General features: G+C 72.5%; 14 protein-coding genes and 1 tRNA gene. 10 read left to right on the top strand and 5 right to left on the bottom strand.

The window, feature by feature from the left end:
• Positions 1 to 10: 10 nt before the first annotated feature.
• Together TAE01_RS06650 and TAE01_RS06645 are read left to right on the top strand one after the other, a co-directional pair.
• Positions 11 to 733, top strand: a complete 723-nt coding sequence (locus TAE01_RS06650) for a phosphatase PAP2 family protein (protein ID WP_246111186.1) — start codon at positions 11 to 13, stop codon at positions 731 to 733.
• On the top strand, positions 730 to 1,461 hold the full coding sequence (locus tag TAE01_RS06645; RefSeq protein ID WP_147064688.1) for a phosphatase PAP2 family protein: 732 nt from the start codon (positions 730 to 732) through the stop codon (positions 1,459 to 1,461). The genes TAE01_RS06650 and TAE01_RS06645 overlap by 4 nt, the downstream gene beginning before the upstream one ends.
• 89 nt (positions 1,462 to 1,550) lie before the next feature.
• Here the strand turns inward: TAE01_RS06645 and TAE01_RS06640 are convergent, their stop codons facing one another.
• Together TAE01_RS06640 and TAE01_RS06635 are read right to left on the bottom strand one after the other, a co-directional pair.
• A complete protein-coding gene (locus TAE01_RS06640) occupies positions 1,551 to 2,336 on the bottom strand; it encodes a DUF1206 domain-containing protein (RefSeq protein ID WP_147064687.1) in 786 nt (261 codons plus the stop codon).
• 149 nt (positions 2,337 to 2,485) lie between these two features.
• Positions 2,486 to 3,328, bottom strand: a complete 843-nt coding sequence (locus TAE01_RS06635) for an acyl-CoA thioester hydrolase/BAAT C-terminal domain-containing protein (protein ID WP_222594083.1) — start codon at positions 3,326 to 3,328, stop codon at positions 2,486 to 2,488.
• Positions 3,329 to 3,405: 77 nt separating this feature from the next.
• Between TAE01_RS06635 and TAE01_RS06630 the strand changes: the two genes are divergently transcribed.
• Positions 3,406 to 3,849 carry an SRPBCC family protein gene (locus tag TAE01_RS06630; protein WP_147064685.1) on the top strand — a complete coding sequence of 148 codons (444 nt, stop codon included), beginning with the start codon at positions 3,406 to 3,408 and terminating at the stop codon, positions 3,847 to 3,849.
• Between the two features lie 72 nt (positions 3,850 to 3,921).
• Here TAE01_RS06630 and TAE01_RS06625 read toward each other — a convergent pair whose 3' ends face one another.
• Both TAE01_RS06625 and TAE01_RS06620 read right to left on the bottom strand, forming a co-directional pair.
• Positions 3,922 to 6,471 (bottom strand): DEAD/DEAH box helicase, encoded by a 2,550-nt coding sequence (locus TAE01_RS06625; RefSeq protein WP_147064683.1) that lies wholly within the window; start codon positions 6,469 to 6,471, stop codon positions 3,922 to 3,924.
• 57 nt (positions 6,472 to 6,528) lie between these two features.
• Positions 6,529 to 7,497 (bottom strand): FUSC family protein, encoded by a 969-nt coding sequence (locus TAE01_RS06620; protein WP_246111185.1) that lies wholly within the window; start codon positions 7,495 to 7,497, stop codon positions 6,529 to 6,531.
• Between the two features lie 263 nt (positions 7,498 to 7,760).
• On the opposite strand from TAE01_RS06620, the gene fdh reads away from it, so the two are divergent.
• The 4 genes from fdh to TAE01_RS06600 are packed head-to-tail and all read left to right on the top strand — an operon-like array spanning position 7,761 to position 14,732.
• Complete coding sequence (gene fdh / locus TAE01_RS06615) at positions 7,761 to 11,087, top strand: formate dehydrogenase (RefSeq protein WP_147064679.1); 3,327 nt, start codon at positions 7,761 to 7,763, stop codon at positions 11,085 to 11,087.
• 3 nt (positions 11,088 to 11,090) lie between these two features.
• Positions 11,091 to 12,275, top strand: a complete 1,185-nt coding sequence (locus tag TAE01_RS06610) for a 4Fe-4S dicluster domain-containing protein (RefSeq protein WP_147064677.1) — start codon at positions 11,091 to 11,093, stop codon at positions 12,273 to 12,275.
• A complete protein-coding gene (gene nrfD / locus TAE01_RS06605; protein WP_147064675.1) occupies positions 12,272 to 13,369 on the top strand; it encodes an NrfD/PsrC family molybdoenzyme membrane anchor subunit in 1,098 nt (365 codons plus the stop codon). The genes TAE01_RS06610 and nrfD overlap by 4 nt, the downstream gene beginning before the upstream one ends.
• Positions 13,370 to 13,412: 43 nt before the next feature.
• Complete coding sequence (locus TAE01_RS06600) at positions 13,413 to 14,732, top strand: L-lactate MFS transporter (RefSeq protein WP_147064673.1); 1,320 nt, start codon at positions 13,413 to 13,415, stop codon at positions 14,730 to 14,732.
• Positions 14,733 to 14,874: 142 nt separating this feature from the next.
• On the opposite strand, the gene selD is transcribed toward TAE01_RS06600, so the two are convergent.
• Positions 14,875 to 15,855: a selenide, water dikinase SelD gene (gene selD / locus TAE01_RS06595; protein WP_147064671.1), complete on the bottom strand. Its 981-nt coding sequence runs from the start codon at positions 15,853 to 15,855 to the stop codon at positions 14,875 to 14,877.
• A 112-nt stretch (positions 15,856 to 15,967) separates the two neighbouring features.
• Here selD and TAE01_RS06590 point away from each other — a divergent pair.
• The 3 genes from TAE01_RS06590 to selB all read left to right on the top strand — a co-directional run bounded on the left by TAE01_RS06590 (position 15,968) and on the right by selB (position 19,300).
• Positions 15,968 to 16,063, top strand: a tRNA-Sec gene (locus TAE01_RS06590).
• A 25-nt stretch (positions 16,064 to 16,088) separates the two neighbouring features.
• Entirely contained in the window at positions 16,089 to 17,420 is a 1,332-nt protein-coding gene (gene selA, locus TAE01_RS06585; protein WP_147064669.1) for an L-seryl-tRNA(Sec) selenium transferase, read from the top strand.
• A 2-nt stretch (positions 17,421 to 17,422) separates the two neighbouring features.
• Complete coding sequence (gene selB / locus TAE01_RS06580) at positions 17,423 to 19,300, top strand: selenocysteine-specific translation elongation factor (RefSeq protein ID WP_147064667.1); 1,878 nt, start codon at positions 17,423 to 17,425, stop codon at positions 19,298 to 19,300.
• The last annotated feature ends 18 nt before the right edge of the window (positions 19,301 to 19,318 follow it).

The following is a 19,318-nucleotide window of genomic DNA, read 5'->3' as shown; positions in this document are numbered from 1 at the left end:
ACGGCGGGGTGTGCGGCGACCCGCGGGTCGGGGCCGCCGCCTGCTCAGGGCCGTCGGCTACGGGCTGGCCTTCGCCGTCCCCGTCACGCTCCTCGCGTTCGTCGTGCGCGAGAAGTTCCTCCCCGTCATCGACCTCGACGAGCGGCTCACCATCGCCGCCACCGACATCACGCGCGACAACCCGTGGCTGAGGTCGACCCTGCTCGTGTGGCAGGAGATCACGCAGCCCGTCTGGGTCTACATCGCCTCCTCGGCCGTCTGCCTCGTGCTGTGGCGCCGGCACCGCGAGCTCGCCACCCGCTGCCTGTGGGCGTTCATCACGCTCATGGTGTCGTGGAACCTCCAGCTCGACCTCAAGGCGATCGTGCGCCGCGCCCGTCCCGTCATCAGCGACCCCGTCTCGCACGCGCCGGGCTACAGCTTCCCCTCGGGGCACGTGGCCTGTGCGGCCGCGATCGCGACCATCATGACGCTGCTGCTCTGGCCGGTGCTCAGCCCGGTGGCCAGGCGGTGGCTCGTCGGCGGCCTCACGGCATACGTCCTCCTCACCGCGCTCGACCGGGTCTTCCTCGGCGTGCACTACCCCTCAGACGTCCTGGCCGGAGTCCTCTTCGGCGTCGGACTGGGCACGGCGTCCTACGCCGGCTACCTCGGGTGGAACCCCAAAGGTCCGGACGACTCCCCTCCGCCGGAGGGGGAGTCCGGGCCCGAGTCATCGAAAGGCAGCTCGTGAACCACACCTTCGTCCACCGTTACGAGATCGACTCCTCACGACCCAGCGTCGGGTCGGCCCTGCGTGACTTCGCGCTGCGGGTGCTCGCGCCCGCCGTCATCCTCTTCGGGGCGATCGTCGGTCTCGGTTTCCTCATCATGGGCCCGCTCGGCGGCCTCCCCTCGGAGGAGAGCATCAGCAGGTCCCTCGCCGCGGGCCGCACGTCGACGATGAACTCGATCACGGCCGTCTGGTCGCACATCGGCAACACCGAGATCATCATCGGCGTCTGCGTCGTGGCCGTGGCCCTCATCTGGTGGCGCACCAAGCAGTGGTGGTATGCCGTCATCCCCGCCATCGCGATCGCCATGCAGGCCAGCGTTTTCGTGGCCGCCACGACCATCGCCGACCGCAAGCGCCCGGAGGTCCCGCACCTCGACCCGGCACCGCCGACGTCGAGCTACCCCAGCGGTCACATGGGCGCGTCCACGGCGCTCTACCTGACGTTCGCGCTCATGGCGCAGCGCATCGAGACGGTGTGGCTGCGTCGACTCGTCACGGTGGTCTGCGCCGTCATCCCGCTCCTCGTCGGCTACGCCCGCCTCTACCGCGGCATGCACCACCTGCTCGACGTGCTCGTCGGCATGGTCAACGGCATCGTCTGCGCCCTGCTCGCCTGGCACTACCTGCGTCGCCGGACGACCGGAGGCCGTGTCACCGAGGCGGCGCGCGAGGCCGTCTCGCGCTGAGCGCGGCCCGGCTGCGGCGCCACGCCACCCAGAATGCGAACGGCCGGGAACCCCAAGGGTTCCCGGCCGTTCGCCGCTATCGAGCGAGGTCAGACGTCGGCGTGCCGCGCCCGGCCGAAGCAGTAGATGCCGAAGGCGACGAGGCCGAGGGCGACGAGGGCGAGCAGGACGGCACCACCCGGGGCGCCGAGCAGGTTGTGCAGGGCGCCGTCGAGACCGCGGGCCTCGCTCGGCTTGTGGCGCACGGCGGCGAGGACGAAGAGTCCGCCGACGATGGCGAGGGCGATGCCCTTGGCGATGTAGCCCACGCGTCCGGCCTTGACGATCCACTGGCCGGGGTGGGTCTCGAGGTCCTGGAGGAACTTGCGCTTCCAGCCCTTGACGACGTGGTAGACGCCGACCGCGATGACGGCGAGGCCGACGAGGGCGACGAGCCACTGGCCGGCCGGCTGCTTCATGAGGCTGGCCGTGAAGTCGGTCGTCTGGCTCTTGCTCGACGTGCCCTTGCCACTGGCGAACTTGAAGGCCGTCCACGACAGCACGAAGTAGACGACGGCCTTGGCCGCGGCCTTGACGCGGTCGCTCGTCTGCCACCCGCCCGAGATCGCCTCGGTGACCTGCCACAGGCCCAGGCCGAGCCAGGCGACGACGGCGACCCAGAGCAGGAGCAGGCCGAAACCGTTGTCGGCCATGGAGCCGAGGGCCCCGGACTGGTCGGCGCTCCTGCCCTTGGACCCGAAGGCGAGCTGGAGGGCGATGACGCCGATGACGATGTGGAGCACGCCGTTGACGGCATAGCCGACGCGGGCCGCGGTCTCGAGGGCGGGATGGTCACCGGCGCGCCGTGAGGCTGCGGTGACGTCAGTGGAGTCCATGGAGCTGGTCCTGTCGGTCGAGGGGTCCCCGATGTGGGCACTGGGCAACATACCCGCGTGGCGGTCTCCCGTGACGCCTGTCGCCGCGTCTTCGTGAGCAGGTGCCGCCCCGTGCGGGGCGGTCCGTGCACACGGACCTCGGTCCGCGGTCAGGGGAGCTCGAGCACGCGCCGGATCTCGGGCCAGGCGCGCTCCCCGAGCGCGCGGTCGGCCGCTTCGGTGCCGCCCCGGGCCATGGGCTGGCCGCCCGCAGCGACCGGCTCCCCCGGGAGCACGACGCGGTGGCCCGCAGCGGGGTGGGTGACGAGCGTCGTCGGGAGGTCGAGCGCCTCGCGCCGGGCGCGCACGGCCTGCGCGAAGCCGACCGACGGCCACACCCGCTCGTCGCCGCCGGCCACGAGCAGGACGTCACCGAAGAACCGCTCGACGGGGATCGTCGCCGCGGCGACGAGGTCGGCGTGGGTGCGCAGGCTCTGCTCGTAGACGGGGGCGTAGGCCGGCGGGTCGCCGACAGGTTCGGCGGCGTCGTCGTAGGGGACGAAGGGCACCGGCCGCCCGGCCCGGCTCCACGACGAGTGCTGCGGCCGCAGCGCGCCGTCGGGTCCCGGGCCGACGTTGGCCCAGGCGACGTGGCTGGGCGCGAGCGCGACCACGGCGTCGACGGCGGGGTCGTCCGCGGCATACAGCAGGAAGGCCTCGGCAGACTTCGAGACGCCGAGGAGCACGACCCGGTCGCAGCGCTCGGCGAGCGACGCGACCGCGGGGGCGAAGGCCTCGAGCGGGTACTCCCAGATGGCGGCGGGCCGGCCGTCGCCGCCGAACCAGCGATAGGTCAGGGCGGCCGATACGCCCGCGCGCGCGAGCAGCCGGGCGCGGTCCCGCTCGACGCGGCCACTCGACCCGGAGAGCACGAGCACTCCCGTGCCGTTGCCACCGTGGGCGGGCTCGACGAGCACACCGTCGGCGTCGGTCGGGTATTCCTGCAGATCCACGGAGCCCAACCTATCCGCGGTGACAGGATGGAGCCGATCGGCGCCCGCTCGGTCGCCCGCCACGAGAGGTGACTGCCATGCCGCACCACGCCCGCACCGAGATCGTCGACGCTCCTCCGGCAGCGGTCTTCGCCATCCTCGACGACGTCACGCGCGCACCGGAGTGGCTGGCGCGCTGCACTCAGCTCGACAACCTGAGCGGTGGTCCCACGGCGGTGGGCACGCAGCTGAGGTACCACTACAAGGACGGCGGCCGCACCGGGGTGATGGACGGCCGGGTCGTGGCCCGCGAGCAGGACCACAAGCTCACGAACTCCTTCACCGACAAGATGATGGACGTGACGGTCGACTTCGACGTCGAGCCCGGACCGACGCCCCGGCAGACCCGACTGACCCACACGATCACCATCGGCACCAAGGGTTTCGGCAAGCTGCTGACGCCGGTGATCAACCGCCAGCTGCCGGCCCAGACCGAGGGTGCGATGACCGAGCTGAAGCGCCTCGCCGAGTCTGGCGGCTGAGGTCCTGCTGAGGGGCCTGCTGAGGATCCTGCCGAGGATCCTGCCGAGGAGCTCGGAGGGGTCCGGCGGGGATCAGCCGCCCAGGCGCTCGAAGCCGGTGACCGTGAGCACGGCCGCGCCGACGTCGTCGCTCGCCGCGAGGTCGATGACCGCGGTGATGCCCCAGTCCAAGTCGCCGTCCGGGTCGACGACGACCTGACGCAGCCGCCACTCGGTGGGCGTGCGCTCGACCTGCAGGAGCGCGGGCGAACGGGCGCCCTGGTCGGTGGCGATGGCGTCGTGGTCGTCGTAGAAGGCCCCGAGGGCATCGTTCCAGGCCTGGGCGTCCATGACGACCTTCTGCGGCGGGTCGGTCAGCTCGGCGACGCGCGCCTCCAGCTCGCCGAGTTCCTCCCACTCGTCGCGCGAGGCGAGCTCGACGCGGTGGAACATCGCGTTGCGGATCATCACGGTGAAGGCGCGCTCGTTGGTCGTGATGGGACGCGCCGGGGGAGCGAGGTCCGTCTGCGAGAGCACGGCGTCGCTGGGGTTGACGAGGTCCTCCCACTCGTCGAGCAGGCTCGAGTCGGTCTGTCGCACCAGCTCACCGAGCCACTCGATGAGGTCCTCGAGCTCCTCGGTGCGCGTCGTCTCCGGGATGGTGTGGCGCAGCGTGCGGTAGGCGTCCGTGAGGTAGCGCAGGACGAGGCCCTCCGAGCGGGAGAGGCCGTAGTAGGAGACGAACTCGTTGAAGGTCATGCCGCGCTCGTACATCTCGCGCACGACCGACTTGGGTGAGAGGGCGTCCTGCGAGATCCACGGGTGCGTCTGGCGGTAGGCCGCGAGGGTCACCTCGAGCAGGTCGGCGAGAGGCTTGGGCCAGCTGACCTCCTCGAGCCGCTCCATGCGCTCCTCGTACTCGACCCCGTCGAGCTTCATGGCGGCCACGGCCTCCCCGCGGGCCTTGAACTGCTGGGCCCACAGCACCTGGCGCGGGTCCTCGAGGATCGCCTCGATGACGGAGACGAGATCCCTTGCGTAGGAGTCGGACTCGGGGTCGAGCGTGTCCATGACGGCCAGGGCGAAGGGGGCGAGGGGCTGGTTGAGGGCGAAGTCCCGCTGGAGGTCGATCGTCAGCGCGTGGCGCCGACCCGACTCCTCGGGGGTCGCGAGCCGCTCGACGACGCCCGAGGTGAGCAGCTCCTTGGCGAGGACGAGCGCGTGCCGCTGCAGGCGCCGCTGGTCCTTGGGCTCGTGGTGGTTGTCCGAGAGCAGCCGCAGGGTGTGGGCGACCGGGTTGCCCTCGCGCGCGAGGATGTTGACGAGCATCGAGTGCGAGACCTTGAGGCGCGGCTGGAGCGGTTCGGGCTCGGCGGCGATGAGTCGCTCGAACGTCTCCTCCGACCAGTTGACGAAACCCTCGGGCGCCTTCTTGCGCTGGATCTTCTTCTGCTTCTTCGGGTCGTCGCCGGCCTTCTCGACGGCGCGGAGGTTGTCGACGACGTGCTCCGGCGCCTGGGCGACGACCCAGCCGCGCGCGTCGAACCCGGCGCGTCCGGCCCGCCCGACGATCTGGTGGAACTCGCGCGCCTTGAGGGTGCGCTGCTTGGTCCCGTCGAACTTCGTGAGTCCCGTGAGCAGCACCGTGCGGATGGGCACGTTGATGCCGACCCCGAGGGTGTCCGTGCCGCAGATGACCTTGAGCAGGCCGTCCTGGGCGAGCTGCTCGACGAGCCGGCGGTACTTCGGCAGCATGCCGGCGTGGTGCACGCCGATGCCGTGCCGCACGAGCCGCGAGAGCGTGCGGCCGAAGCCGGCGCCGAAGCGGAAGGCGCCGATGCGCGCGGCGATGGCCTCGCGCTCCTCCCGGGTCGTGATCTTGACGGCCATGAGGCTCTGGGCGCGCTCGAGGGCGGCCGCCTGCGTGAAGTGGACGACGTAGACGGGCGCCCGGTCCTTCTCGAGCAGCTCCTCGATGGTCTCGTGCAGCGGCGTCACGGCATACGAGAACTCGAGGGGGACGGGTCGCTCGGTGCCGGTGATCACGGCGGTCGAGCGGCCGGTGCGCCGAGTCAGGTCGTCCTTGAACATCGTGACGTCGCCGAGCGTGGCCGACATGAGGACGAACTGCGCCTGCGGCAGCTCGAGGATGGGGACCTGCCACGCCCAGCCGCGGTCGGGCTCGGAGTAGAAGTGGAACTCGTCCATGACGACGAGCCCGACGTCTGCCGAGCTGCCTTCTCGCAGAGCGAGGTTCGCGAGGATCTCGGCGGTGCAACAGATGATCGGGGCGTCGGCGTTGACCGACGCGTCCCCCGTGATCATGCCGACGTTGTCTGCTCCGAACTGCTCGCACAGGGCGAAGAACTTCTCGGAGACGAGCGCCTTGATCGGCGCGGTGTAGAAGCTGACGCGGTCCTCGGCGAGCGCCGTGAGGTGGGCGGCCGTGGCGACGAGCGACTTCCCCGAGCCGGTGGGTGTCGACAGGATGAGGTTGCTGCCGCTCAGGATCTCGAGGAAGGCCTCCTCCTGGTGCGGGTAGAGCGTCAGGCCGCGTTCGGTCGTCCACCCGGTGAAGACCTCGTAGAGGCCGTCGGGATCGGGGTCCCGCGGGATGCGCTCGCTGAGGTTCTTCGTCACCACGTGAGTATGCCGTCCGCCGGGCTGCTGCTTCGAACCGCGCCGCCCCGGAGGTGCGGCTCAGGCGTCGTGCCGCGCCGCGCGGTCCGGGACGAGGAGCAGCACCACGGCTCCGACGACGGCGCCGAGGACCGTCTCGAGCAGCCGGTCGCGCAGCAGCGGCCCGATCGGCGCCTCGTGGGCGAGCTGGCCCATGAGGAGCGCCAGCGGGGTGATGAAGAGCAGGGCGACCGCGTAGTTGCGCCCGACGAACAGCTCGGTGAGGACCTGGAGCACGACGATCGCGAGCACCGCCGTCACCGCCTGCGGGTGCCACGCCAGGACGACCGTCGCGACCCCGAGGCCGAGCAGGGTGCCGACGACCCGCTGGACACCGCGCGTCAGCCGCGAGAGCAGGTCAGGTCCGGAGAGGACGACCACGGCGGCGACCATGGCCCAGTAGGGGTGCTGCCAGTCGAGGGCCGTCGCCACGGCGCCCGCGATCGAGAGCGCCACGACGTGGCGCAGCAGGTGGGTCCCGGCGCCCGGCGCGGCGAGAGCGTCCCGGAAGCGCGGGGCGGGCAGCACGGGCGGCTCCCACGAGCCGGGCTCGCGCAGGACCCCGACCTGGGCGACCGCCAGGGATAAGAGGGCGCTCAGCGCGGCGATGCCCGCCGCCACGAGCACCGTCACCGGCGTCGAGGGCACCATGGCGCAGACGGCGAAGCCGAAGACGAGGAAGAGCGGGCCCGGCGGGTGCCAGCCATAGGCGTCCGACGTGAGCGAACCGCCGGCGGCGAGGAGGGCTCCCACCGGCACGACGAGCCACCGGGAGTCCGGGGCGAGGGAGACGAGCACGCCGAGCGTCACCGCCAGGGTGAGGAACCCGCCGGCGACGACCTGCATCCCGGCGCGTTCGGGTCGGGCGTGGTTGCGGCCGTACAACGAGGTGAAGGCGCCGAACGCGGCATACGCCGTCCACTCGACCCGACCCACGAGGACGAGGAGCAGCAGCGGCACGAGCACCGAGACGCCTGCCCGGAGGGCCACCCGGTGGGCTCCGCGGTGCGGACCCAGGGCAACCAGCCCCCGGGCCACGGACCTCGCGGGTCCTCTGGTCGGCGTGGGGTCGGGCTCTCTCGTCATCTGTGGTCGATTCTAGACAGCGGGTGGCGAGCGTCCGCGGAGCCGGGTGGGGACCATCCGTGGAGGGCGCCCGTGGACGACGTCCCCCGAGTGGGTAATGCTTGTGTGGCGTCCCCCGGGCAGCGGTGCTGTCCTGGTCCGGTCGCCCCGTCCAGAGAGGTGCAGCGGTGGATCCCAAGAAGACCTTCTTGTCCTGGCCGGTCGTCCGGCAGGTGCGCTCCGGCGACTTCCTCGGACGGGGACCGTCGGTCACCTCCGCCCACACGCGCGAGCTCGCGCCCCGCACCGCCACGGCCGACAAGGTCGTCCAGAGCGTCTGTCCGTACTGCGCGGTCGGCTGCGGCCAGCGCGTCTTCGTCAAGGACGGGCGCGTCGTGCAGATCGAGGGCGACCCGGACTCGCCCGTGTCGCGTGGCCGCCTGTGCCCCAAGGGATCCGCGAGCGAGCAGCTCGTCAACAACCCCGGCCGCCAGCGCAAGGCGCTCTACCGTCGCCCGGGTGGCACGGACTGGGAGCCCATCGAGCTGTCGACGGCCGTCGAGATGGTCGCCCAGCGCTTCGTCGAGTCGCGCCGGCGCACCTGGCAGGACCGCGACGAGCACGGGCGCCCGTTGCGGCGCACCATGGGGATCGCCTCGTTGGGCGGAGCGACGCTCGACAACGAGGAGAACTACCTCATCAAGAAGCTCTTCACCGCCGCGGGCGCCATCCAGATCGAGAACCAAGCTCGTATTTGACACTCCTCCACGGTCCCCAGTCTGGGGTCCTCGTTCGGGCGCGGCGGCGCCACGCAGTACGTGCAGGACCTGTCCAACGCCGACTGCATCGTCATCCAGGGATCGAACATGGCCGAGTGCCATCCGGTCGCGTACCAGTGGGTGACGGAGGCGCGCCTCAAGGGTGCCCGGGTCATCCACATCGACCCGCGGTTCACGCGCACGTCGGCGACGGCCGACAAGCACATCCCGATCCGCGCGGGCAGCGACGTCGTGCTGCTCGGCGCCCTCATCAAGTACATCCTCGACCACGAGCTGTACTTCAAGGAGTACGTCGTCGCGTACACCAACGCCGCGACGATGGTCAGCGAGGAGTACCGGGACACCGAGGACCTCGACGGTCTCTTCTCCGGCTACGACGACGCCAAGGGCAGCTACTCCCAGCAGACGTGGGCCTACGCGAGCAGCGACGGCGAGGACGACGAGACGCCCGGCACCATCGGGGGCCCTGCGGCCGGGCACGAGCACGGTGAGGCCAAGTCCGCGCGGGCCGCCGGCGACGAGCACGGGTCCGGCGGGCCTGCCCTCGAGCACGCCCGCGTCCTGCGCGACGAGACCCTCCAGGACCCGAACACCGTCTTCCAGATCCTCAAGCGGCACTACGCCCGCTACACGCCCGAGATGGTCGCCGACACGTGCGGCATCAGCGTCGACGACTTCGAGTACCTCGCGCGGTCCGTCACCGAGAACAGCGGACGTGAGCGCACGACGGCGTTCGTGTATGCCGTGGGCTGGACCCAGCACACGCTCGGCGCGCAGTTCATCCGCACCGCCGCCATCGTCCAGCTGCTGCTCGGCAACATGGGCCGTCCGGGCGGCGGCATCATGGCGTTGCGCGGTCACGCCAGCATCCAGGGGTCGACCGACATCCCGACGCTCTACAACATCCTCCCCGGCTACCTCGCGATGCCCGTCGCCGGTCTGCACGACACATGGGACGAGTACCTCGCGGCCATCGGCAACAAGGAGCAGAAGGGCTTCTGGGCCAACGCCGACACGTATGCCGTGAGCCTGCTCAAGGCGTGGTGGGGCAAGGCCGCGACGGCCGAGAACGACTGGTGCTTCGACTATGTGCCGAAGCTGACCGGGGCGCACGGCACCTACCAGACGACGATGGCGATGCTCGACGACCAGGTCGAGGGCTACTTCCTCCTCGGTCAGAACCCGGCCGTCGGTTCGGCCCACGGGCGCATGCAGCGCCAGGCCATGTCGCACCTCAAGTGGCTCGTCGTCCGCGACTTCAACATGATCGAGTCCGCGACGTTCTGGAAGGACGGACCCGAGATCGCCTCGGGCGAGCTCGTCACGGAGGACATCCAGACCGAGGTCTTCTTCCTCCCCGCGGCGGCGCACACCGAGAAGAGCGGGTCGTTCACGCAGACCCAGCGCATGCTCCAGTGGCACCACCAGGCGGTCCAGCCCCCGGGCGACTGCCAGAGCGAGCTGCAGTTCTTCTACGAGCTGGGCCGGCGGGTGCGGGAGCTGCTCGCCGACTCCACCGACGAGCGTGACCGTCCGCTGCTCGACCTGACGTGGGACTACCCCACCGACGAGCACGGTGACCCGGACGCCGAGGCGGTGCTCGCCGAGATCAACGGCCGTCACCTCACGGGTGACCAGGCGGGCCGGCCGCTCTCGGCCTACACCGAGATGAAGGCCGACGGCTCGACCGACGGCGGCTGCTGGATCTACACCGGTGTCTACGCCGGGTCCGTCAACCACGCGGCCGACCGCAAGCCGGGTCGCGAGCAGGACCTCACCGCGCTCGACTGGGGCTGGGCGTGGCCGGCGAACCGCCGCATCCTCTACAACCGCGCCTCCGCCGACCCCGAGGGCAACCCGTGGAGCGAGCGCAAGCGCTACGTCTGGTGGGACGCCGAGCAGGGCAAGTGGACCGGCCACGACGTGCCGGACTTCGTGCCCGACAAGGCGCCCTCCTACCGTCCCGAGCCGGGTACGGGCGGTCCGGCGGGCCTGGCCGGCGACGACCCGTTCGTCATGCAGGCCGACGGCAAGGGGTGGCTCTTCGCCCCCAAGGGCATGCTCGACGGGCCGCTGCCGACCCACTACGAGCCGCAGGAGTCCCCGGTCCAGAACCCGCTCTACACCCAGCAGTCGAACCCGGCCCGCAAGGTCTTCCCGCGCAAGGACAACCTGTGGAGCCCGTCCGGCGACTCGCCCGGCGCCGACGTCTACCCCTACGTCTTCACGACCTACCGGCTGACCGAGCACCACACGGCCGGCGGCATGAGCCGGTGGCTGCCCTACCTGTCCGAGCTGCAACCGGAGTTCTTCTGCGAGGTCTCGCCCGAGCTGGCGGCCGAGCGGGGTCTCGAGAACGGCGGGTGGGCGACCATCGTCTCGGCCCGCGCCGCCATCGAGGCGCGCGTCATGGTGACCGAGCGCATGACGCCGCTGACCGTCACGGGTCGCACCATCCACCAGGTCGGGCTGCCCTACCACTGGGGCGTCGGCACCAACGCGGTCGTGAGCGGCGACGCCGCCAACGACCTGCTCGGCGTCGCGCTCGACCCCAACGTGCAGATCCAGGAGAGCAAGGCCGGGTCGTGCGACATCGTGCCCGGCCGTCGGCCGGCGGGCGAGGAGCTGCTGCGACTCGTCGCGGAGTACCAGTCGCGCGCCGGCAGCACGGTCATGACGAGCAACGAGCTGCGCACCGGCCACCCGGAGTCCACTCCCGACACGAGAGAAGGCTGACCGATGGGCTTCTGGCGCAACCAGCTGTCCGGCCCCACCGACCCGGCGGCCGACGCCGCGTGGGACCGGCCCGAGCCACGCAAGGGCTTCTTCACCGACACCTCGATCTGCATCGGGTGCAAGGCCTGCGAGGTGGCCTGCAAGGAGTGGAACGGCGTCCCCGAGGACGGCCTCGACCTGCTGAACCAGTCCTACGACAACACCGGTGCCCTGGGGGCGAGCACGTGGCGCCACGTCGCGTTCGTCGAGCAGACGACCGACCGGATCGAGCAGGCCCGCGAGTCGGGGCGCAAGCTCGTGTCCCTCGGTATGCCGTCGGTGCGCTCGCGTGACGACACCGCCCTCGCGGGTGGCGGGGGCACGGCGACCGCGACGCTCACGGCGCCGGGAGACCTCGTGCCCGGTGCCGCGGGAGGCCCGGGCCCGATCGACGCGGCGCTGCCGGCCGTGCGCTGGCTCATGGCCTCCGACGTCTGCAAGCACTGCACCCACGCGGCCTGTCTCGACGTGTGCCCCACCGGCGCGCTCTTCCGCACCGAGTTCGGGACCGTCGTCGTGCAGGACGACGTCTGCAACGGCTGCGGCTACTGCGTCGCCGCCTGCCCCTTCGGGGTCATCGAGCGCCGCAGCGGTCACGAGGGCCACGAGAAGGGCGCCCAGTCCCACGGCATCAGCATCAAGGGGTCGGGGGGCTCCGGAGGCTCGGGGGGCTCGGGAGGCTCGGAGGGCACGGGGGCCGCGGGCCACCAGGGTGGTGGCTCGCACCAGAACGCGCCGTCGCACGCCGAGACCAACGGCGAGGTCAAGAACGTCGGCATCGCCCAGAAGTGCACCCTCTGCTACGACCGGCTCGGCGCCGGGCAGACCCCGGCGTGCGCGCAGGCCTGCCCGACCACGTCGATCAAGTTCGGCGACCTCGACGAGATGCGCGCGACGGCTCGGGCGCGTGTGGCGCAGCTGCACGAGCTCGGCTATCCCGAGGCGCGGCTCTACGGCGTCGACGAGAACGACGGCGTCGGCGGCACCGGCTCGACCTTCCTGCTGCTCGACGAGCCCGAGGTCTACGGCCTGCCGCCGGACCCGCGGGTCACGACGGCCGACCTGCCCGACATGTTCCGCAAGGCCGGCTACGCGGGCCTGACCATGCTCGGGATGGCCGCAGCCGCGTTCGTCGGGAGGCGCAGGTGACGACCAACCCCTTCGACGCTGACCGCCCGCCCGAGCGCCGTCGCCGTCGGCACGACGACGGGTCGCCCGACACGGGGAAGCGTCGTCGCGACGAGTCGCTCATGGTCCCCGACGTCCGCTTCGACAGCTACTACGGGCGCCACATCGTCAAGCCGGCGCCGTGGGAGAAGGAGGTCGCGGCATACCTCTTCCTCGGCGGCATCGCCGCGGGCTCGGCCCTGCTCGGCGCCGGGGGCAGGGCCCGCGGTCTGCCCGCGCTCCAGCGTGCCGGACGCATCGGTGCCGTGGCCGGCGCCGCCCTCGGCGGAGCGGCACTCGCCAAGGACCTCGGCAAGCCGAGCCGCGCCCTCAACATGATGCGCACCGTCAAGCTCACGTCGCCCATGTCGGTCGGCTCGTGGATCCTCACGGCCTTCGGCAGCTTCACGGGCGCGGCGCTCGCCATCGAGCTCGGCCGTCCGATGCTCGAGCGACGTTCCCGTGCAAGCGGTTCCGGCGCTGTCGCTCTCCTGTCCACGGCGATGAAGCTGGCCGACGGTCCAGCCACCGTGGGGTCCGCGTTCTTCGCCCCGCCTCTCGCCGCGTACACCGCCGTGCTGCTCGCCGACACCGCCACCCCGACGTGGCACGAGTCCTACCGCGAGCTGCCGTTCGTCTTCGTCAGCTCCGCCAACCTCGCTGCCTCCGGCCTCGCGCTCGTCACCGTCCCCGCGCGCGAGAACGGACCGGCCCGCAAGCTCGCGGCCGTCAGCGCGATCGCCGAGCTCGTGGCCTTCGAGCGCATGCAGGACCAGCTGGGCCCGACGCTGTCCGAGCCGCTCCGCACCGGCAAGGCCGGCCGCCTCCTCAAGGCCAGCCGGGCCCTGACGATCGGCGGCGCGCTCGGGGCCGTCGCGCTCGGGGGCAACCGTGTCACTGCCGCCCTGAGCGGGGCGGCCCTCATGGCCGCCTCGGTGTGCACCCGCTTCGGGGTCTTCGAGGCCGGCATGGTCTCGGCGATCGACCCGAAGTACACCGTCGAGCCGCAGCGTGAGCGGCTGGAGAAGCGCCGGGCAGCCGGCGTCGTCGACGACTCCATCACCACGGCGCGCTGACGCGCCGGACCACCAGCACCACCACGACGAGAAGGGGAGCCTCATGAGCACCAGTGCGGTTCGGAACGACAGCACCGCCTCACCCGGCGGCAACCGCTGGCTCATCCTCGTCGCGGGGGTGCTCGTGCAGCTCGCCATCGGCGCCGTCTACGCCTGGAGCGTCTTCGCCAAGGCCATCCAGAGCCACGACGCGTTCGGCTGGTCCAAGGCGCAGGCCTCCGTGCCGTTCGAGGTCGCCATCGGCATGATCTTCGTCGGCAGCTACATCGGCGGACGCATCCAGGACCGCCGCGGCCCGCGCACCGTCGCCCTCACCGGCGGCGTCATCTACAGCCTCGGCGTCATCCTCGCCTCGTTCGCGGGCAAGGACCAGTTCTGGCTGCTCATCCTCGGCTACGGGATCATCGGAGGCTTCGGCCTCGGCATGGCCTACATCGTGCCGATCGCCATGCTGCAGAAGTGGTTTCCCGACAAGCCGGGTCTCATCACGGGCATCGCGGTGGCTGGGTTCGGCTTCGGAGCCGTCATCACGGCGCCGCTCGGTCAGCGCCTCATCGCCGGTGACCCGTCGATGCCGACCAAGGCGTTCCTGCCGCTCGGCATCGGCTACCTCGTCGCGGTCGTCATCGGCGCGAGCCTCTTCCGCAACCCGCCGAGCGGCTACCGCCCGCCGGGCATGAGCGAGCCCGCCCCCGGCGCTGCGGCGACCGCGGACGCTGCCGTCGAGGCGGACTTCACGGCCGCGGAGGCCCTCGGCACGCGCCAGTGGTACTTCCTCACCGCCATCCTCACGCTGAGCGTCACGGCAGGAATCTCCCTCATCTCGGTCGCCGCCGGCAGCGCGAGCGACGTCGCCGGCTACTCGGCTGCGGCCGCGGCGAGCCTCGTCGGCGTGCTCGGCCTCTTCAACGGTGGCGGCCGCATCCTCTGGGGCTGGCTCTCGGACCGCATCGGCAAGATGCCGGCCTTCATGGGCATCCTCGGCATCCAGGGCGTGTGCCTGCTGCTCATCCCGCACGTCGCCTCGCCGATCCTCTTCGCCGTGCTCGCTGCCCTCGTCTACACGTGCTATGGCGGCGCGTTCGGCACGATGCCGTCGACGGCCGGACGCTTCTTCGGGGTCCGCAACGCCGGGGCGATCTACGGCCTCATGCTCATCGGCTGGAGCATCGGCGGCATCGTCGGCCCCCTGCTCATCTCCTCGCTCATCGGTGAGCAGAAGGCCTACACGCTCGGCTTCACCGTCGTCGGCATCATCGCGCTCGTCGGGATGGCCCTGCCGCTCGTGACGAAGAAGCCGGCGCCCCGGACGAGCACCTCGGCGGGGTCGGGGGCGCCCACGGCACCCGCCTCGCGCCACTGATCGACCGTCCGAAACGGGACGGCTGACGCAGCTTCCCCCTTCACCCGCTTCTCCGCGTGCTCAGACAGGCAGGGGCGACTCGGGAAGGTGCGTCATCCGTCCCGTCGGCGTAGGCCGTATGCCCTGAGGCCCGCGGAGCCGGTCACCGAACGTGCATGACGTGCTCACCACGGGCCACGAGCTCGCCGATGACGGTGCCGCCCGGCACCTCGCCGGCGACGAGCAGCCCTCCGCTCGTCTGCGCGTCGGCGAGCAGCAGCAGCTCGTCGTGGTCGACCGTGGCCGTCAGGTGGGGGCTGACCCAGTCGAGGTTGCGCTGGCTGCCCCCGGGCACGAAGCCCGCTGCGAGCGAGGCCCGCGCCCCGTCGAGGTAGGGCACGGCGGCCGCGTCGACGACGGCCGTGACGCCGGACGCGCGGGCCATCTTGTAGAGGTGGCCGAGCAGCCCGAAGCCCGTGACGTCGGTGGCCGCGCGAATGCCCCGGTCCAGGGCGTGCCTGCTCGCGACGTCGTTGAGCGCGACCATCGACGCGACCGCCTCTGGGAAGACCTCACCGGTCGCCTTGTGCCGGTTGTTGAGCACGCCGACACCGAGCGGCTTGGTCAGGGTGAGAGGCAGACCTGCGACCGCGGCGTCGTTGCGCAGCAAGCGGTCCGGGTCGGCCACGCCGGTCACGGCCATGCCGTACTTCGGCTCGGGGTCGTCGATGCTGTGGCCCCCCGCGACGGGGCAGCCGGCGAGGCGCGCCACGTCGAGCCCGCCGCGCAGGACCTCCGCGGCCAGCTCGGGGGGCAGCACGTCGCGCGGCCAGCCGAGGAGGTTCACGGCGAGCACCGGCCGGCCGCCCATCGCGTAGATGTCGGACAGGGCGTTCGCCGCGGCGATGCGGCCCCAGTCGTAGGCGTCGTCGACGACCGGTGTGAAGAAGTCGGCCGTCGCGAGCACGGCGAGGCCGTCGGCCACGAGGACGGCGGCCGCGTCGTCCCCGTCGTCGAGGCCGACGAGCAGGTCGGCCCCGGCGATCCCGGTGAGCCCGCGCACCATGTCCTCGAGCTCGCCGGGCGGGATCTTGCACGCACAGCCGCCGCCGTGCGCGTACTGGGTCAGTCGCACCGTGTCCACGCCTGCAGTCTTACCCCACCCGGGCGTATGCCGTCCGCCCGGCCCACTGGACGCCCGGGCGTTGGGTGGCCCCGCGGGTCGTCCGGGCCGACCGATGGGTACGGTGGGCCGTGGAGGTGTCTGGGCACCTGGTGGTCCCCCCGGTCTTCAACACCGGTGAGGCCGAGTATCTCGGCCTGGCGGGTTCGATTCCCGTCCACCTCCGCCACGTGTGCGTGAGAGAGGACCTCGGTGTGGCGCAGTCAGATCCGCGGCGGGCCGTCCCGCGCACCGATGTCCTGATGGCCCACCCCGACCTCGTCGCCGCCGTGTCGCGCCACGGCGGGGCGACGGTCAAGGCGGCGGTGCGCTCGGCCCAGGATCGGGCCCGCAAGGGCGAGATCGGGCCGGCCGACGTCGTCGCCGCCGCGCGTGACGCCCTTCCGACCAGGAGCACGACCCTCCGGCCGCTCCTCAACGCCACCGGCGTCGTCGTGCACACCAACATCGGCCGGGCGCCCCTCTCGGACGCCGCCGTCGACGCGGTCGTGGCGGCCGCGGCATACGTCGACGTGGAGTACGACGTCGCCACGGGGGCGCGGGCCCGACGCGGCCGGGGCACCCTCGAGGCGCTCCGGTCGGCCGTGCCGGCTGCGGGCGACGCCCTCGTCGTCAACAACGGCGCGGCGGCGCTCGTCCTGGCGACGACGGCCCTGGCCGCGGGCCGGGAGGTGCTCGTCAGCCGCGGCGAGATGGTCGAGATCGGTGACGGCTTCCGGCTGCCCGACCTCATCGAGTCGACGGGCGCCCGCCTGCGCGAGGTCGGCACGACCAACCGCACCCGGCTCGCCGACTACGCGGCAGCGCTCGGACCCGACACCGGGTGCATCCTCAAGGTGCACCCGAGCAACTTCCGCGTCGAGGGCTTCACGAGCGCCGCGACCGTGCGTGAGCTCGCGACGCTGGGCGCCCCTCTCGTCGTCGACATCGGCAGCGGGCTGCTGCGACCCGACCCCGTGCTCCCCGAAGAGCCAGATGCGACAACGGCGCTCGCCGACGGCGCCACGATCGTCACAGCCAGTGGCGACAAGCTGCTCGGCGGGCCGCAGGCGGGACTCGTCCTCGGAGAGGCTGCCACGGTCGAGCGGCTGCGACGCCATCCGCTGGCCCGGGCGCTGCGCGTGGACAAGCTGACGCTGGCCGCCCTCGAGGCGACCCTGCGCGGCCCGGTGCCGCCGGTCCAGGAGTACCTCCACGTCGACCTCGACCGGCTGCGGGCCCGTACCGAGCGACTCGCCGCGGCCGTGTCGGGCGAGGTCGTGCGGGTCGAGGGAAGGGTCGGCGGCGGGGGCGCCCCGGGCCTGCCGTTGCCCGGTTGGGCCGTCGCGGTGCCGGAGGGCTGCGCCGAGCGCCTCCGGCGTGGCGAGCCGGGCGTCGTCGCCCGCGTCGAGCGGGGCCGTTGCCTCGTCGACCTGCGCTGCGTGCCACCCGAGCGCGACGTCGACGTCGAGAGGGCCGTGCTCGCGGCCCACGTCGACCACGTGAGCGGCGACCACCCGGGCGGCGACCACCCGGGCGGAGACTGACCGTGCACGTCATCGCGACCGCCGGACACGTCGACCACGGCAAGTCCACCCTCGTGCGCGCGCTCACCGGGATCGAGCCCGACCGCTGGGCGGAGGAACGCCGCCGGGGCATGACGATCGACCTCGGCTACGCCTGGACGACCCTCCCGTCGGGGGCCGACGTCGCCTTCGTCGACGTCCCGGGCCACCAGCGCTTCATCGGCAACATGCTCGCCGGACTCGGTCCGGCACCGGCCGTCGTGCTCGTCGTGGCCGCCGACGAGGGGTGGCGGCCCCAGTCGGCCGAGCACCTCGCGGCCGTCGACGCCCTCGGCATCTCCCGCGGGCTCGTCGTCGTGACCCGGAGCGACCTCGCCGACCCGGGGCCGGCTCTCGCCGAGGCGCTCGACCACGTCGGGCGCACCAGTCTCGCGGGCAGCGCGGCGCTGGCGGTGTCGGCACGCACGGGTCAGGGGCTCGACGCCCTGCGTGCCGCCCTGGACGACCTCGTCGCGGCGCTGCCGGCGCCCGAGCGGGACGCCCGGACGCGGCTGTGGGTCGACCGGTCGTTCTCGGTCCGCGGGAGCGGCACCGTCGTCACGGGCACCCTCGGCGCGGGGACGGTCCGGGTCGGGGACGAGCTCGTCGTCCACCGCACCGACGGCACGTCCCGGTCCGTCGGCGTCCGAGGTCTGCAGAGCCTCGGTCGCGCCCGGGACGAGGTCGCGGCCGTGGCGCGCGTCGCCGTCAACCTGCGGGGGGTCGGCGTCGACGAGGTGGCGCGAGGCGACGTCCTGCTGACGCCACGCGCGTGGCACGTCACGAGGACCCTCGACGTGCGGGTCGTCGGGACGGTCAGCGCGAGTCCCTCCGGTGTCCCGGGCGCCGGACCCGTGGGTGCCCTCGGTGCCGTGGGTGCCGTCGGTGCCGTCACGGGTCCGCTCGTGCCCGATCCACTCCCGTCGCACGTCATGCTCCACGTCGGCACCCTCGCCGTGGAGGCCAGGGTGCGGCCCCTCGGGCCGGGCGCGGTGCGTCTCGCCCTGCCCGCGGCGCTGCCCGTCGTCGCGGGCGACCGCATCCTGCTGCGCGACCCCGGCTCGCGCCGGGTCGTGGGGGCGGTCGTCGTCGACGCCGACCCGCCGGTGCTCGACCGCCGAGGGTCGGCCGCCCGGCGGGCCGCGGTGGTCCGGAGCCTCGACGGCGCACCGGACCTGGCCCGCGAGGTCGCGCGCCGGGGCTGCATGCGGGAGTCCGAGGCCGAGTCGCTCGGGATTGTCGTGCCTCCCGGTGACCGACCGGGAGCCACCGTGGCGAGGCGCGGAGCGTGGCTCGTCGACGACGCGACCTGGCAGGTCGCGGCGGACCGGCTGCACGCCGCCGTCCGCGGGCGGGCCGATGCCGAGCCCATCGACCCCGTGCTCGCCCTCGAGGCCGCCCGGGCCGCGGCGGGCGTGCCGGACCGTGCGCTCGTGACCGAGCTCGCCGTCACGGCAGGGCTCGAGGTCCGTGACGGTCGGGTCGGGCTCCCCGGGCGCAGGGCCGTCCTGTCGAGCGGTGCCGAAGCGGGTCTGAGCCGGATCGAGGAGCGCCTGCGGCAGCGGCCGTTCACGGCCCCGGAGCAGCACGAGCTCGACGACGCCGGCCTCGGGTCACGCGAGCTGGCCGCCGCCGAGGGGACCGGCCGCATCCTGCGCCTGCCGGGCGGCGTCGTGCTCCTGCCGAACGCGCCGGCGCTCGCGATGCGCGAGCTCGCGGCGCTGCCGCAGCCGTTCACGACGAGCGATGCCCGGCTGGCCCTGGACAGCACGCGGCGCATCGTCATCCCGCTGCTCGAGCACCTCGACGCGCGCGGCTGGACGCGCCGCCTCGACGGCTCGCACCGCGAGGTGCGGCGCTGAGCCGTCCCGGCACAGGTG

Source organism: Terrabacter aerolatus (assembly GCF_007991735.1).
Classification (GTDB): Bacteria; Actinomycetota; Actinomycetes; order Actinomycetales; family Dermatophilaceae; genus Terrabacter; species Terrabacter aerolatus.
This window is presented reverse-complemented; position numbering and strand designations above follow the sequence as displayed.

What these genes read in the sequence shown, in the direction of transcription:
- TAE01_RS06640 (WP_147064687.1), bottom strand. Translation starts at nt 2,336, where the DNA reads ATGGACTCCACTGACGTCACCGCAGCCTCACGGCGCGCCGGTGACCAT.
- TAE01_RS06630 (WP_147064685.1), top strand. Translation starts at nt 3,406, where the DNA reads ATGCCGCACCACGCCCGCACCGAGATCGTCGACGCTCCTCCGGCAGCG.
- TAE01_RS06610 (WP_147064677.1), top strand. Translation starts at nt 11,091, where the DNA reads ATGGGCTTCTGGCGCAACCAGCTGTCCGGCCCCACCGACCCGGCGGCC.
- TAE01_RS06600 (WP_147064673.1), top strand. Translation starts at nt 13,413, where the DNA reads ATGAGCACCAGTGCGGTTCGGAACGACAGCACCGCCTCACCCGGCGGC.